General features: G+C 66.9%; 13 protein-coding genes. 5 read left to right on the top strand and 8 right to left on the bottom strand.

All coding sequences use genetic code 11. The features are described from left to right. Positions 1–35 precede the first annotated feature (35 nt). A complete protein-coding gene (locus FS388_RS04395) occupies positions 36–308 on the top strand; it encodes a DUF4235 domain-containing protein (RefSeq protein ID WP_146340071.1) in 273 nt (90 codons plus the stop codon). On the opposite strand, the gene FS388_RS04400 is transcribed toward FS388_RS04395, so the two are convergent. Genes FS388_RS04400 through FS388_RS04430 form a run of 7 tightly spaced genes read right to left on the bottom strand, consistent with a single transcriptional unit; the run spans position 309 to position 7537 of the window. Continuing rightward, on the bottom strand, positions 309–533 hold the full coding sequence (locus tag FS388_RS04400) for a hypothetical protein (RefSeq protein WP_146340073.1): 225 nt from the start codon (positions 531–533) through the stop codon (positions 309–311). Positions 534–582: 49 nt separating this feature from the next. Beyond that, the gene (gene mnhG, locus FS388_RS04405) at positions 583–987 is read right to left on the bottom strand and encodes a monovalent cation/H(+) antiporter subunit G (RefSeq protein ID WP_146340074.1); all 405 of its coding nucleotides are present in this window, start codon (positions 985–987) and stop codon (positions 583–585) included. Beyond that, positions 987–1574, bottom strand: coding sequence for a monovalent cation/H+ antiporter complex subunit F (locus FS388_RS04410; protein ID WP_146340076.1), 588 nt, complete (start codon positions 1572–1574; stop codon positions 987–989). Before FS388_RS04410 ends, mnhG begins: the two co-directional genes overlap by 1 nt. After that, positions 1571–2254: a Na+/H+ antiporter subunit E gene (locus FS388_RS04415; RefSeq protein ID WP_146340078.1), complete on the bottom strand. Its 684-nt coding sequence runs from the start codon at positions 2252–2254 to the stop codon at positions 1571–1573. Before FS388_RS04415 ends, FS388_RS04410 begins: the two co-directional genes overlap by 4 nt. Further along, positions 2251–3978: a Na+/H+ antiporter subunit D gene (locus FS388_RS04420; protein WP_146340080.1), complete on the bottom strand. Its 1728-nt coding sequence runs from the start codon at positions 3976–3978 to the stop codon at positions 2251–2253. The genes FS388_RS04415 and FS388_RS04420 overlap by 4 nt, the downstream gene beginning before the upstream one ends. Beyond that, a complete protein-coding gene (locus tag FS388_RS04425) occupies positions 3978–4556 on the bottom strand; it encodes a Na(+)/H(+) antiporter subunit C (RefSeq protein WP_146340082.1) in 579 nt (192 codons plus the stop codon). The genes FS388_RS04420 and FS388_RS04425 overlap by 1 nt, the downstream gene beginning before the upstream one ends. After that, positions 4553–7537 (bottom strand): Na+/H+ antiporter subunit A, encoded by a 2985-nt coding sequence (locus tag FS388_RS04430; protein WP_146340084.1) that lies wholly within the window; start codon positions 7535–7537, stop codon positions 4553–4555. Before FS388_RS04430 ends, FS388_RS04425 begins: the two co-directional genes overlap by 4 nt. A gap of 72 nt (positions 7538–7609) precedes the next feature. Here FS388_RS04430 and FS388_RS04435 point away from each other — a divergent pair, with 72 nt between their 5' ends. Beyond that, a complete protein-coding gene (locus FS388_RS04435; protein ID WP_146340086.1) occupies positions 7610–9040 on the top strand; it encodes an MFS transporter in 1431 nt (476 codons plus the stop codon). Here FS388_RS04435 and dcd read toward each other — a convergent pair. Next, a complete protein-coding gene (gene dcd / locus FS388_RS04440) occupies positions 9030–9608 on the bottom strand; it encodes a dCTP deaminase (RefSeq protein WP_146340089.1) in 579 nt (192 codons plus the stop codon). The two genes, FS388_RS04435 and dcd, sit on opposite strands and share 11 nt — an antisense overlap. Positions 9609–9683: 75 nt before the next feature. On the opposite strand from dcd, the gene FS388_RS04445 reads away from it, so the two are divergent. Genes FS388_RS04445 through FS388_RS04455 form a run of 3 tightly spaced genes read left to right on the top strand, consistent with a single transcriptional unit; the run spans position 9684 to position 14432 of the window. Continuing rightward, entirely contained in the window at positions 9684–10646 is a 963-nt protein-coding gene (locus FS388_RS04445) for an AEC family transporter (RefSeq protein ID WP_146340091.1), read from the top strand. A 29-nt stretch (positions 10647–10675) separates the two neighbouring features. Then, positions 10676–11821, top strand: coding sequence for a hypothetical protein (locus FS388_RS04450; protein WP_146340093.1), 1146 nt, complete (start codon positions 10676–10678; stop codon positions 11819–11821). 31 nt (positions 11822–11852) lie between these two features. Further along, entirely contained in the window at positions 11853–14432 is a 2580-nt protein-coding gene (locus FS388_RS04455; RefSeq protein WP_146340095.1) for an HAD-IC family P-type ATPase, read from the top strand. Positions 14433–14454: the final 22 nt, after the last annotated feature.

Consider the following 14454-nt stretch of genomic DNA (forward strand, 5'->3'; position numbering starts at 1 on the left):
ACCCTGCCTCTATGATCGCGCGGTAAGGTGACCCCATGGACAAGCTGATTGAAAAGGGCATGACCACAGCCATCTCCCTGGGCGCAGGGCTGGTCGCCACGAAGATCTTCGACCTGGCGTGGAGGCAGATCACCGGCGAGAACCCGCCGAAGGACGACGAGATCGACGCCGTCGACATCAAGCGGGCGCTGGTGTTCGGCATCACCTCAGCTGCCGTGAGCGGCGCCGTGCAGGTTCTCTCCCAGCGGGGCGCCAAAGCCGCCACCCGCAAGGTGCGGGGCGGCTACGGCCGCCGAAGCGAAGTGTGATCAGAGCTTCTTAGCAGGACGGTCGCCGGCCGCCGCACTCCCGGCGGCCGGCTTCTTTCTGCCGTTCCCGTCACGGCCCAGCAGGTAGGCGATGCCGATCGCAGAGACGACCGCGGCACCGAAGGCGAAGCCGGCCGTCACGCCGGGCTCCGTCTCCATCAGGCTCATGATGCCGGCTGTGACCGTGAGGATCGTGATGAGGCCCAGACCAATTTTGAGGATCATAGGTCCAGCCTAAGACTAATCAGGCCTCCGCGGGGATCGAAATGTCCGGTCACGTCTCGGGGCCGTGCTCCGGTCCCCTCAGCTCCCGGCGCACACTGCCGTGACGGGACAGCCGGTCCACCGTCAGGGCCAGCTCGTCGTGAGTGAGCAGATCCGTGCGCAGATGCTTCGTCCGATAGCCGGCGCGCCCCACCACATGGGCGCTCACCGGCGCGGTGAGAAGCATCAGCGACCAGACCAGCAGGCATATCGCCAGCCAGGACCATGACCTCCACATGATTCCTGCGGACAGGAGCATCATCAGCAGGCCCAGCACCTGCGGTTTCGTGGCAGCGTGCATGCGCGAGTGAAGGTCCGGGAACCGAACCAGCCCCACCCCGGCGGCCAAGGACATCAGGCCGCCGATGACCATGAAGACCGCCGCCGTCCCGTCGAGAATCTCACTCCAGTCCATCAGCGATCACCTCCGCTTCCCGTGCCATCATCCTGCCGCAGACCCTCATCCTGGCTCTGATCGTCACCGCGGGCACGGGGGCGGTAGCCGGACCGCGTGAGATGGGTGAACCAAGCGGTGGTCTCATCCTCCTCAGGATCGTCCTCCTCAGACCCGTCAGGGGCCGGACGCGGATACGAGCGAGCGCCCGGGACTTCCACGGTGTGCTGCTCCGTGGCCTCCTCATGCAGCCGGTTCTCGTCCTGAATGTCAGGCGGAGTGGTGTCTGCAGGGACGCCCGGGTCCCCCACCTGAGGCACCTCCCCTGTACCGGGCTCCCCCTCGGGGGTGCGCACCACCACGTACCGCGCCAGCGCCACTGCGCCCAAGAACCCGATCACGGCAGTGACGACGACGAAGATGATGTGATCCTGATGCCGGTTGTAGGCCATATCGGTCAGCATCACGGACGCGACCACGATCAGGATGACGTCCAGGCTGATCACCCGATCGAGCACGCTGGGGCCCCGGTACGCGCGATACACCGCGCCGATGAGGGCGGCGGCGAGCAGGCCCTGCGTGATCCAGTAGGCGTAGTCGAGCATCATGGCTTGCCCTTCCGGCGAGGCGTCCTGCCGCTCATGTCGGACAGGCCGGCTCCGCCGCGGCCGAGGACCCTGATATCGGCGGACTGGCTGGCGACCGGAGCTTCCCGCTCCGTCTTGGAGAGCCCGGCCACGCGTCCGAGACGCTTCTCCGCCTTCACACCGGCCAGGTCAGACCGGGTGCCGAGCACCCGAATCAGCAGCGCCTCCGTGGCCAGGGCGTCCTGCCTCACGCGTTCGGCGTCCGCATCGTCAGCCACATTGAGCACATGCAGGTAGAGCGTGGCCGTGGTGCGATCCACGTCGATGACGACTGACCCCGGCACCAGGGCCAGGGAGTGGGCGGTCAGGGTGACCAGCAGATCATCGTGGCTGCGCAGCTGGACCGAGGTGAGCGAGTTGCGGACCCGAGGGCCCTTGACCACCGCGATCCAGGAGACCTCGAAGCTGGCCAGAACCATCTTGCCCAAGAAGCGCACGAGAAACACCACGCCCCACACCGGGTTGATGCGTCCCGTGCCGCGAAGCGGCGGCAGATAGAACACCCGCACAAGGATGGTCCCGTAGATCAGGCCGATGATGAACGTGCCAGCATCGAAGGACTGCCAGAGCGACATCCAGATCACACCCAGCACAAGGATCAGAGGCAGCTCCATCCGAAGAGGTGTGCGCGGTCTCCTCATTCTGCACCTCCTTCGTCCACATCGGCGCCGTCCTGGTCGTCGCGCATATCGGGCTGCACCGAGGTGTCGATGGGGGCGTGCTCATCGGCGCCGCCGTCCTGGGGATCCGGATCCAGGTCCAAACTCTCCGTGAACTCCTCCAGATCCCCGCGGACCGAATCCACCTGCGCTTCGCCCAATACCGCATCCAAGTAGGGAGTCCTCTCGTACATGTCCTGGGCCGCGGCGCGCGAGTAGTCCATCAGCGGGCCGGCGAAGACCGTGAAGGCCAAAGACACTCCCACCAGAAGTGCCGTGGGCCCCACCATGGAGGCAGGCAGAAGCCGCTTGTTGGCCGCCCGGGCGTGAGTCAGGGTCTTCGGCCTCAGCAGCCGAGGCGTGTTCTCGGCGTCCTCAGCGCGGCGCCAGAACGACTTGGACCATATGCGCGCCACCGCCAGCAGAGTCAGCAGGCTGGTGAGCGCGGAGGCCACCACGAGCGTCCACGTGATCCACGTGTTCTCAGCGATGCCGCCGGCCATCATCCCGACCTTGCCGATGAAGCCGCTGAAGGGCGGAATGCCGGCCAGGTTCAGGGCGGGAAGGAGGAACAGGACGGCGAGCACGGGAGAGATCTTCGCAAGCGAGCCGAGGCGGTCGACGTTGGAGGTCCCGGCGCGACGTTCGATGAGGCCCGTCACGAGGAAGAGGGTGGTCTGGATCGTGATGTGGTGGGCTACGTAGAAGATGGTGGCCGCCATCCCGATGATGCTCGTCAGGCTCAGCCCGAACACCAGGTAGCCGATGTGGCTGATCAGGGTGAACGAGAGCATCCGCTTGATGTCAGCCTGGGCGAGGGCCCCGAGTATCCCCACGATCATCGTCAGCGCGGCCACGATCATCAGCGCGGTGTTGATCCGGTCCCCGGGGAACAGCAGGGTCTCGGTCCGGATCATGGCGTAGATCCCCACTTTGGTGAGCAGGCCGGCGAAGACGGCAGTGACCGGCGCCGGCGCTGTGGGGTACGAGTCCGGCAGCCAGAACGCGAGCGGGAAGACGGCCGCCTTGATGCCGAGCGCGATCAGCAGCATCACATGGAGGACGAGCTGAGTCCCGGGCGGCAGCTCATTGATCTTCAGCGCGAGGTCTGCCAGGTTCACCGTGCCGGTGGCCGCGTAGAACAGCCCGATGACGATGAGGAAGAGGGAGGAGGAGACGATCGAGACCACCACATAGGTGACGCCTGCCCGGATGCGCGACTCACCTCCCCCGAGGGTCAGCAGCACGTAGGAGGCGGTGAGGAAGATCTCGAAGCCTACGTAGAGGTTGAACAGGTCCCCTGCCAGGAATGCGTTGGACACTCCGGCCACCAGGATCAGGTAGGCGGGGTAGAAGATGCTGACGGGGCCCGAATCGTTCTTCTCCTCTGCGGCGCCCTGACCCACGGCGTAGAGGAGCACTGCCAACGTGATGATGGAGGAGGTGACCAGCATCAGCGCGGCGAAGCGGTCGATGACCATGGCGATGCCGAAGGGAGCCGGCCATCCCGCAAGGTGCACCGCGTAGGTCCCCCCGTCCCAGACCTGGCTCAGCAGCGCGCTCTCCAGGATGAGAACTGCGATGAGGGTGCCGATGGTGATCGACTTCTGCAGCGACTGGTTGCGGTAGAAGGCGAACGCGAAGGCGGCGCCGAAGAACGGGATGAGCACCGCCAGCGGCGTCAGGGCGAGAAAGTCCAGCTCCATCAGCGCTCACCCCTGCGCCTGAGACGGTCCGCCCGGCGGCGACGGTCGCCCTCTGAGCGCACATCGGGGGTCGCTTTCTCCGGCCCGAACTCCGCGGCTTCAGGGGTGTCCCTGGCCTCGCGTGAGACTGGACGCACAGAGCCGGTGTTGGGGTCCTCATGCTCGGCGAACTCGGAGGTCTCGGAGACCACCTCGGCGTCCTCCTCAGGGTCGTACGCTCCGACGGCCGCGGCGACGCGGCGGTCCTCCTCGTCATCGGTGAGCTCGTCCTGCCGCGCCAGCACCCAGGACCGGTAGATCAGCGCGAGCATGAACGCCACTGTGGCGAATCCGATCACGATGGCTGTGAGCAGCAGAGCCTGCGGCAGAGGGTCGAGGTACTCACCAGCGTCCACGCCCTCCTCGTACAGGGGGGCCCTGCCCGCGCGGCCAGCCGTCATCAGCACCAGCAGGTTGGCGCCGTTGGACATCAGGATGATGCCGAGGAGCACCCGCGTCAGGGAGCGCTCAAGCATCAGGTAGAGGCCGATCGCGAACATGGCGCCCATCACGATCAGCAGCGTCAGATTGATGGTCATCGGGCCACTCCCATCGACGTGCGGGAGTGGCTGCTGTGGCCGATGTCGGACTCGATGTTCTCCTGCTCGCTGCGCACATCGATCTCAGAGCCCAGCGACCGCAGCACATCCACGATGAGGCCGATGACCACCAGGTAGACGCCCACGTCGAACAGCAGCGCTGAGACGAAGTGGTGCTCCCCGATGAGGGGCAGCTGGAAGTCCACGACGAACGACTGGAATGCCTGACCGCCCGCGAACAGGGGAAGGACTCCGGTGAAGCACGCGATGGCCAGCCCCCATCCCATCAGCGCCCCGGCCGAGAAGGGGATGGCGGCCTCCAGCTCGTAGCGTCCGCCCGCCAGATAGCGCAGGACGAAGGCGAGGCCCGCGAGGAGGCCTCCTGCGAATCCGCCGCCCGGGGTGTTGTGCCCGGCGAGCAGCAGGTAGACGGAGATGAGGATGATGGGGTGGAACATCAGGCGCGTGATCACCTCGAAGATGATCGAACGGTGCTCGGGCGCCAGGGTTCTGCCGGCCACCAGCCATGCCTCACGCGCCACCGTGGAGAAGGAGCGCGCCACCTGGATCTCCTTGACCTGGCGAGTGGAGAGCTCCCGGTCGGAGAGGATCCGTCCCACGGAGCCCGTAGGGACCTCGTGCAGGCTCCGCCGCCGGACGTCTCGCCGCTTGACGAAGATCAGGCTCGCGACGCCCGTGGCTGCGGCGGCGATGACGGTGATCTCGCCGAAGGTGTCCCACACGCGGATGTCGACCAGCGTCACATTGACGATGTTCGCCCCGTGGCCGATGTCGTAGCTCATCCATGGGTACTCGACGCTGACGGGCTCGGCCACTCGCCCACCCATGGCCACGGCCGCCGCCACCATGATGAGGAGGCCGAAGCCGGCGCCCAGCGCCGCCCGGCCCAGTTTGAAGCGGGTGGGGTTCTGCGTCCACACCCGAGCAGGAAGGCTGCGCAGGGCCAGGACGAAGGAGACCAGAATGATCGACTCGACCAGCAGCAGGGTCAGCGCCAGATCCGGCGCACCTTGGATCGCGAACATTCCGGCGATCCCCCAGCCGCACAGGCCCATCATCAGAACGGCCATAAAGCGTTTGGGGGCCAGCACCGCGCCGACGCCCCCAGCAATGATCAGGGCGCCCAGTCCGACCTGGATCGGCTGCTCGGCGACGATCCAGTGCTCGGGCATCTGGTGCTCAGTCATCAGCATCAGAACCCCAGGGACGACCGTCGCCACTCCGAAGATGATGGACAGGTACCAGCCGAGGGAGCCGCGTTGCGTCTTGGAGGTCACCCACGCGGCCACGTCGTCGAGCGACCGCAGCACCAGTCGATACATCCGTTCCGAGTCCAAAGGCGCAGGAACGGCCCGCTGCGGGTTCAGCGAGCGGCCGATGAGCCAGAAGATGCCCAGTCCCGCACCCCAGGTGAGGACGGAGAGGCCGAGCACCGGGGTCACCCCGTGCCACAGCGCCAGATATGTGGGAGGAATGTCCGCGTCGGCCGGCGCGAAGGATTCCGCGAACGGAACGACCATCGCTTGGATCGGGGCAGGCCATACGGCGAACAGCAGAGTGGCCCCGGCAAGGAGCATCGGCGCTGCCAGGAATACCGGCTCAGGCCTGCCGTGGAACTCAGTGGGCTTCAGCTCATGGCCGTACCCGTCCCTCTTGGCTGCGAACGCGCCCCACAGGAAGCGCAGCGAGTACGCGACCGTCAGCGCCGAGGCGACCGAGACACCGGCCAGCACCGCCCACCCGGCCGGACCGCTCACCTCCGCATAGCCGTAGAGGGACTCGAAGACAACCTCTTTGGCGACGAAGCCGAACAGCGGCGGCAGCCCCGCCATGGACGCCGCTGCGATCACGGCGGCAGCCAGGAGCGTGCGCTGGCGGCGGCCGACGCCGGAGAGGACTCTGAGGTCTCGTGTGCCGGCCTTATGGTCGATGATGCCGACGATCATGAACAGAGAGGCCTTGAAGAGGCCGTGGGCCAGAAGCATGGCCACGCCCGCCAGCGCGGCGTCGCGGGTGCCCAGGCCGCTGACCATCACCAGGAAGCCCAGCTGGGAGACGGTGCCGTAGGCGAGGATGAGCTTGATGTCAGTCTGCCGAAGAGCTCTGTAGGCGCCGATGAGCATCGTCGCCAGGCCCAGGCCCAGCACCAGGGGCAGCCAGAGCGCCCCCTCATGGAAGCCTTCGGCCAGGCGCGCCACCAGGTACACGCCCGCCTTCACCATCGCGGCGGCGTGCAGGTAGGCGGAGACCGGGGTGGGAGCGGCCATGGCAGAGGGCAGCCAGAAGTGGAAGGGCACCAGAGCCGACTTCGACAGCGCCCCGACCAGGATCAGAGCGGCAGCGCCGTCCGCTGCCCACTCTCCCGAGAGCTCGCCTCCTGCCGCCACAATCTCGGAGAGCCGGTAGGTTCCCGCCAACTGCCCCAGCCACAGCAGTCCGATGAGCATGGCCAACCCGCCGAATGTGGTCACCACCAGGGCCTGGACCGCTGACCTGCGGGCGAAGACACGGTGGCCGGAGTAGCCGATAAGCATGAAGGACAGGACAGTCGTGAGCTCCCAGAAGACGAAGAGCAGCACAATGTCGTCCGAGAGCACCAGCCCCAGCATCGCCACCGCAAAGGCGAACAGCTGAGCCGCCAGCGCGCCTTGGAGCCGCTCCCCCTCGGGGAAGTACCGGGCGCAGTAGAGCATGACCAGGGCCCCGACGCCGGTGATGAGAAGCACCAGTGCATAGCTGAGCGCGTCCAGGCGCAGCGCGATCTCGATGCCCAGCTGAGGAATCCACTCGTAGGTCTCGGTCCGCGGGGAGTCCAGGACCGCACCGCCGTAGGAGAGGGCCACGACGAAGACGCCGCCGAGGATCCCGGCCAGCACGTAGAAGACCTTCCGCCCCACCACCGCGAACAGAGCCGGTGCTGCGATGCTCGCTGCAGAGAGCGCAGCAAGCATCAATAGCATGTAGCGCCCTTTCGGCGGGAGAACGGAGAAGTTGACGTTATGTTATCAGCGCCCGTGTACTATCCGACTGTGATGAGCACCTCACCGACAGGGCCCCGAGCTGCGGCGACGTCCTCATCAGAGCGCAGCGAAGGGCCCACGCAGCCGCTGAGCCGAAAGCTGGTGGCCTACTGGTCCATGTGGTCCTGGGGCAACTCCACGGTGTCAGCCGTGATGACCACATTCGTCTTCGGCACCTACATCACCTCCGAAGCCTTCGGCCCCGGTAACCGAGGCGCCCAGTATCTCGCGGTCGCCACCGCAGCGGCCGGCGCGGTCGTCGCCCTGACGGCGCCGGTGATCGGACAGAGGACGGACAAAGCAGGGCGCCGCCGCCTCTGGCTGACCCTGAACACCATCATGGTGGTCACGATGGTGGCCGCGTGCTTCTTCGTCCGTCCGGAGGAGGGGTACCTGCTCCTGGGCGTCACACTGATGGCGCTCATGGGGATCTTCGACGAATTCGCGAACCTCAACTACAACGCCATGATCACGGACATCAGCGATCACAGCCGCATGGGCAGGGTCTCGGGGATCGGATGGGGCGCCGGATACCTCGGCGGGATTGTGCTGCTGCTGATCGTCTACATCGGGCTGATCGCCGGGGAGCCTCCGCACTGGTTCGGCCTGGGCGAGGAGGACGCGATCAACATCCGCAGCGTCGCCCTGCTCGCCGCCGCCTGGCATCTCATCTTCGCCCTGCCGCTGCTGCTGACGAAGATTCCCACAGCCGACCAGGACCACGTCGAGGACAAGGTCACCGTCGCAGAGTCCTACCGACGGCTCTTCCGGGTGATCGCGGGGCTCTGGCGCAACGACCGGAACACCCTGTGGTTCCTGCTCTCCTCCGCCATCTACCGCGACGGCCTCTCTGCGATCTTCACCTGGGGCGCTGTGCTGGGAGTGCACGTCTACCAGATCGAGGATGCTGACATCCCGTTCACCCAGATCGCCGGCAGCGTCCTGCTCTTCGGAATCGCCGGAAATGTCGTGGCCGCGCTGGGCGCGTTCGCCGGCGGCTGGCTCGATGACAGGATCGGCCCGCGCCGTGTGATCTCGATGAGCATCATCAGCCTGCTGAGCATTGCGATCCTTCTCTGGGTCATGATTCAGCCCCGTCAGATAGGCCCGGCCGCGATCACCCCAGTGGAGGCGTTCTGGCTGTTCGGACTGCTGCTGTGCCTGTTCGTCGGACCGGCTCAGGCGTCCTCGCGCGCGTTCCTCGGCCGTCTGGCGCCCCCTGCACGGGCCGGAGAGCTCTTCGGGCTCTACGCCACCGCAGGACGGGGCATGTCATTCCTCACGCCCGCACTCATCGGAGCTCTGATTGCTCTGGTCGGCGGGCAGGTGATGGCGATACCAGGCATCGTCATCGTGCTCGGGACTGGGCTGGTCCTGCTTCTCACCCTGGTTCGAGACCCTCAGGGCCCGGCCTACATGACCGAGCATGCGCTCAGGCGATGATGGTCCGGTGGAAGTTTTCGTGGCTGCGCGAGGCGGTGGGGCCCCGCTGCCCCTGGTAGCGGGACTGGTGGGCGCCCGCGCCGTACCCGTGCTCCGCCGGTGAGGTCAGCCGGAAGAAGCACAGCTGGCCGATCTTGGAGCCCGGCCAGAGCTTGATCGGCAGGGTAGCCATGTTCGACAGCTCAAGGGTGACCTGCCCGGAGAAGCCGGGGTCGATGAAGCCGGCCGTGGAGTGCGTCAGCAGGCCGAGCCTTCCCAGCGAGGATTTGCCCTCCAGGCGCGCGGCGATGTCGTCCGGCAGCGTGACCGTCTCGTAGGTGGCGCCGAGGACGAACTCGCCCGGGTGAAGGATGAAGGGCTCGTCCGGGTCCACCTCCACCAGACGGGTCAGGTCAGGCTGAGGCTCGGAGGGGTCGATGTGCGCATACTTGTGGTTGTCGAAGAGCCTGAACATGCGCTCGAGCCGCACATCCACGCTCGACGGCTGGATGAGGGAGGTCTCCAAGGGATCCAGCCGAACACGGCCGGCGTCGAGCTCGGCCCGAATGTCGCGATCTGAGAGCAGCACGCAGACAAACTACCAGGCGAGCCCTCGGCGTAGGCTGTGGGGCGGACGAGAGCGAACGATGCCGGAGGGTTCAGTATGGGTGCGGTGCTTCAGGGCTTCACCGTCATCTGGATCATCATCGTGGTGGGCTTCGCCATCGGCCGCTGGGGCCTGCTGGGGCCCGACGCGAGGCTCATCCTCTCCAGGCTCACCTTCTTCGTGGCCTCGCCGTGCCTTCTGTTCACCACGATCTCAGCCTCACCGATTGCTGAGGTGCTCGGGCCCCAGTTCGCCGTGGCAGCCCTGAGCGCCTTCGCCACCCTGGGGGTCTTTCTCCTGCTGGGCACGGTGCTTCTGCGCGGCCGCAGGGGCTCGGAGCTGATGATCGCAGGGATGGGCGCCTCCCTGGTGAACGCGGCGAACCTCGGCTTCCCGATCGCCGAGTATGTCCTGGGCGATGTTCGGCTGGCCGCACCCATCGTCATGTTCCAGCTCGCCTGCTACGCGCCCCTGTACGTCATGGTGATGGATCAGCTGACCCGACGAGAGCGATCAGGCCCGGAGGATCGCCCCGTCCACCCCCGGCTCGCGGTTCTCCGCTCGGCCGGAATGTCGATGCTGAACCCTGTGATCGTCGCGTCCATGCTGGGCCTGCTCTTCTCGTGGCAGGGGTGGTCGTTCCCGGAGCCTGTCAGCGAAGCGATAGAGCTGCTGGCGGGGGCATCCATCCCGCTGATGCTGCTGGCCTTCGGACTGTCCCTGGTGGGCGTGAAGCCCTTGAACAAGGAGGGCGGACGACGTCGGGACGTGACGCTCGCCTCCGGCATCAAGCTGCTGGTGCATCCGGCGGTCGCCTTCCTCATCGCCTACTTCCTCTTCGGGCTGGAGGGGAACATGCTTCTGGCCGCCGTCATCATGGGCTCGCTCTCCACCGCGCAGAACGTGCTGGTCACCGCCGTGCGCTACCGATCGGGTGAGAACATCGCCCGCGACACAGTGCTGGTCACCACGGTCCTCGGCATTCCGTCGATGGTGCTCATCGCCCTGCTGCTCGCCTGAACCTCCTGCCCAGGCCTTACCCTATTCCGGTGACCTCCGCACCACCGCCCCCACCGAACGAGCAGCACGGCGAGGCTGCAGACGCGCCCATATGGGAGCAGCCGCACCGCCCTGCGCGCGGAGATCAGGCAGGGGGCTCGAACGGTCGAAGCTTCGCCGGCTGGGGCTGGCTCGCGGCTGTGCTCATCGCCGTGGCCGGCACTGTGATTGCCGTCTGGCAGGTCAATGAGCAGGTCTACACCCCGGAGAGCGCCGCCGAGGACTATTGGGAGGCCCTGCAGGCCGGCCGAGGCAGAGTCGCGCTGGGACATGTGGAGCAGCGGCCGGAGTTCCTGTCCGAGGAAGACCTGGACCATGTGCTGCTCAACGGGGACCCGCTGGCTCGCAGCGCAGAGCTGATGGAGGCTTCCCAGCTGACGGTGGCCGAGGAGGAGGGCGAGGCCGCCGCCCAGGTGGAGTTCGTGCTCGGAGACGACAGCCACAGCACCAGCCTGCCCGTGGAGCGCACGGGAACGACCTGGGGCTTCTTCGACGAGTACAGCATCGATTCGAGCGCGATGACGTGGTTCGAGATCGACGTGCCGGGGGCTCCGCAGGGCGGGATCGGGCAGGTCAGCGTCAATGGGACTCCCGTGAATCTCGACGGCGAGACCGCACGGCTCTCCGCCTTCGCGCCCGCCGCAGCAGAGGTGGAGGTGGACTCCCAGTGGCTCATCGGGCGGGCCCAGCACGCCGTGACCGCCCAGGAGGACCCCCAGGAGCAGCCGGCCGGAGTGACGCTCGATCTTGAGGCCAGCGACGATGCCGCCGAGGTGCTCCGCAGCGAGCTCGCGGAGTACTTCGAGGGCTGCGAGCAGGAGGTTCTGATGCCCTCAGGGTGCCCGGTCGGGACGTCCACCCCTCACAGTGTGGATCCCGACAGCATCAGCTGGAGCTTCCCGGACCCGGAGGACTTCGAGCTCAGCTTCGACGCCGACGGGTGGAGCGTGGACCATGGTGAGCTGACCGCGGACGTGAGCTTCGAGGCGGTGCACTACTTCGACGGAACTCAGATCAGCGAGACCGAGACGGTTCCCTTCGCCCTGGACATCACGGTGGGCGCCAGCGGAGAGGACCTCATCGTGTCCGTCAGCAGCTCCGAGGGGCGGCAGGGCGTTGACCAGGAGTCCCTCTGAGGCTCAGCCGCGCGGCCTATACACTCGATGCGTGACGGAACAGGACTCTGCGCCTCCCCAGCGCGGTCGCGCACCTGAATCCAGCCCCGACTCCCCCGAGCTCACCCCGGAGGAGCGGCGCTCGTCCGTCAACCCTGAGCTTCTCGAGCGCCACGGCCTGAACTCTGTGCAGGTCGGCGAGCGCCAGAGACTCGGGCTTGCCAATGTGCAGCCCCGGACCACGTCACGCTCCATCACGGAGATCCTGCGGACGCATCTGCTGACCCTCTTCAACGGCATCATCTTCGCCTGCGCTCTGATCATTGTGCTGCTGGGCCGGTGGCTCGATCTGCTCTTCGCCGTCGCCGCGGTGGGCAATGTCGTCATCGGCCTGGGGCAGGAGTACGGCGCCAAGCGGAAGCTGGATGCGATCGCACTGCTGCACCAGGACCACATCCGTGTGCTGCGCGATGGCATGGTCGTGCTGATCCATCGGGAGCAGATTGTTCTGGACGACGTGGTGGAGCTGCGCCGCGGCGATCAGGTTCCTGCGGATGGGGTGGTGGTCTCGTCATCGGACTTGGATCTCGACGAATCGATGCTGACCGGTGAGGCCCGGGCGGTGCCGAAGCATCGGGACGACCGGCTGCTCTCCGGCACGGCGGTTCTGGCCGGCACGGGGAGGTTTGTGGTCACGGCAGTGGGCCCGAAGGCTCATGCCGTGCAGCTGGCCGCTCAGGCGAAGAAGTATCTGAAGATCAATTCGGAGATCCGGCGGGCGCTGGAACGTATCGCGTTCTGGCTTTCTCTGGCTCTGATCCCCATCACCGCGGTGGTCTTCAACGGCCAGATGCAGGCCCACGGCGGGTGGGCCGAGGCGTGGGCTTCGGGCGAGTGGCAGGAGGGGCTGGTCACAGCGGTCTCTTCGGTGACCGCCATGATTCCGGCGGGGCTGGCGCTGATGACGACGATCAGCTTCGCCCTGGCGGCCGTGAAGCTGGCACACAATCATGTGCTCATCCAGGAGCAGCCTGCGGTCGAGATCCTGGCGCGGGTCGATGTCGTCTGCCTGGACAAGACCGGCACGCTCACCGACGGCACCATCGCCTTCCACGCCGCCTCGGAGATGGACGAGGGCGGCAGAGCCGGCCCCTGGCGCCGCGCCGAGGAGCTCTCCTCCGGCGAGCTGCAGCCGTGGCAGCGCATTCTGGCTCATTTCGGAGCCGATGAGCAGGCGAACCCCACCGCGGCGGCGCTGAAGGTTCCGTTCCGTGACGTTCCCGGCCACCATCCCGCCTGGAGGGTGCAGTTCTCGTCGATGCGCAGGTTCTCGGCAGTCAGCTTCGCCGAGACCGCAGGCGACCTCTCGGGCCAGTGGATCCTCGGGGCCCCTGAGGTGCTGCGGGAGGCCGAGGCTGTCGAGGGCGTCGACACATCCGAACTTCTGAAGCATGCGGACGCCGTCTCTGCGCAGGGCCTGCGCACCGTGGTGCTGGCGCACGCGCCCAATGCCGCTCCCCCTGACTCGGAGGAGACGGTGCCGCTGCGCCGCGGTGAGCAGCTTCCGGGCCCGCTGCGGCCCGTGGCTCTGCTGACGTTCCGGGAGAATGTCCGCCGCGACGCCGCGAGCACCTTGGAGTACTTCCGTGAGCAGGACGTGGGGCTGAGAATCATCTCCGGCGACAACCCCCATACGGTCTCCGCGGTGGCGCGGGAGGTTGGTCTGCCGGTTCAGGGCGAGGCCGTGGATGCCGCCCAGCTGGGCACGGATCCGGAGACTCTTCGCCCGCTGATGGCTCAGCACACTGTCTTCGGGCGGGTCAGTCCGGAGCAGAAGGCGGCGATGGTCCAGGCGCTGCAGGCCAACGGGCATGTGGTGGCCATGACCGGAGACGGGATCAATGATGCGCTGGCGGTGAAGCGTGCCGACCTCGGCATCGCGATGGGCTCAGGCGCCCCGGCCACCAAGGCCGTGTCGAAGCTGGTGCTGCTGGACGGCAGGTTCGCCCGCCTGCCGGGGGTGCTCGCCGAGGGCCGGAAGGTCATTGCCAACGCGGAGCGGCTGGCGCACCTGTTCCTGACGAAGACGGCGTTCGGGGTGGGGCTGGGACTGGTGTTCGCCCTCATGTTCTGGCCCTTTCCGTTCCTGCCGCGGCAGTTCTCCACGGTCGACTTCATCATTGTGGGGGCCCCGGCGTTCTTCCTTGCGATGATGCCGAACCCGCAGCGGTATCGCCGCGGCTTCCTGCGCCGCTCCGCGCTGTTCGCGCTTCCGCCCTCGGTGGTGGTCGTGGTCGCGGTGGTGACGGTGTCGTTCTTCGGGAGGCTCTTCGAGGACGCGGCGGCGCAGATCCAGACAGCGAGCTTCATCACCCTTGCCCTTGTGGGTCTGTGGATCCTCAATCTGGTGCTTCGTCCGCTGAACGCGGCCCGGATTGCTGTGGTGACGGGCCTGTACCTGCTGCTGGCCGCGGTGCTGCTGCTGCCGATCAGCCAGCAGTATCACCTCTTCCAGCTGCCCGAGGCTGAGCTGCTGGCTGTCGCCTTCGTGACCAGCGTGCTGGGCTGCGGCGCCGTAGAGCTGGGGCACCGCGTCTACACCGCAGCGGTGGACCGCCCAGCGTCCCTTTGAGGGAGGTGCGGGGTGCAATAGA

The organism is Nesterenkonia sp. NBAIMH1 (assembly GCF_007922635.1).
Taxonomy (GTDB): Bacteria; Actinomycetota; Actinomycetes; order Actinomycetales; family Micrococcaceae; genus Nesterenkonia; species Nesterenkonia pannonica.

What these genes read in the sequence shown, in the direction of transcription:
- FS388_RS04395 (WP_146340071.1), top strand. Translation starts at nt 36, where the DNA reads ATGGACAAGCTGATTGAAAAGGGCATGACCACAGCCATCTCCCTGGGC.
- FS388_RS04400 (WP_146340073.1), bottom strand. Translation starts at nt 533, where the DNA reads ATGATCCTCAAAATTGGTCTGGGCCTCATCACGATCCTCACGGTCACA.
- mnhG (WP_146340074.1), bottom strand. Translation starts at nt 987, where the DNA reads ATGGACTGGAGTGAGATTCTCGACGGGACGGCGGCGGTCTTCATGGTC.
- FS388_RS04410 (WP_146340076.1), bottom strand. Translation starts at nt 1,574, where the DNA reads ATGATGCTCGACTACGCCTACTGGATCACGCAGGGCCTGCTCGCCGCC.
- FS388_RS04415 (WP_146340078.1), bottom strand. Translation starts at nt 2,254, where the DNA reads ATGAGGAGACCGCGCACACCTCTTCGGATGGAGCTGCCTCTGATCCTT.
- FS388_RS04420 (WP_146340080.1), bottom strand. Translation starts at nt 3,978, where the DNA reads ATGGAGCTGGACTTTCTCGCCCTGACGCCGCTGGCGGTGCTCATCCCG.
- FS388_RS04425 (WP_146340082.1), bottom strand. Translation starts at nt 4,556, where the DNA reads ATGACCATCAATCTGACGCTGCTGATCGTGATGGGCGCCATGTTCGCG.
- FS388_RS04430 (WP_146340084.1), bottom strand. Translation starts at nt 7,537, where the DNA reads ATGCTATTGATGCTTGCTGCGCTCTCTGCAGCGAGCATCGCAGCACCG.
- FS388_RS04435 (WP_146340086.1), top strand. Translation starts at nt 7,610, where the DNA reads ATGAGCACCTCACCGACAGGGCCCCGAGCTGCGGCGACGTCCTCATCA.
- FS388_RS04445 (WP_146340091.1), top strand. Translation starts at nt 9,684, where the DNA reads ATGGGTGCGGTGCTTCAGGGCTTCACCGTCATCTGGATCATCATCGTG.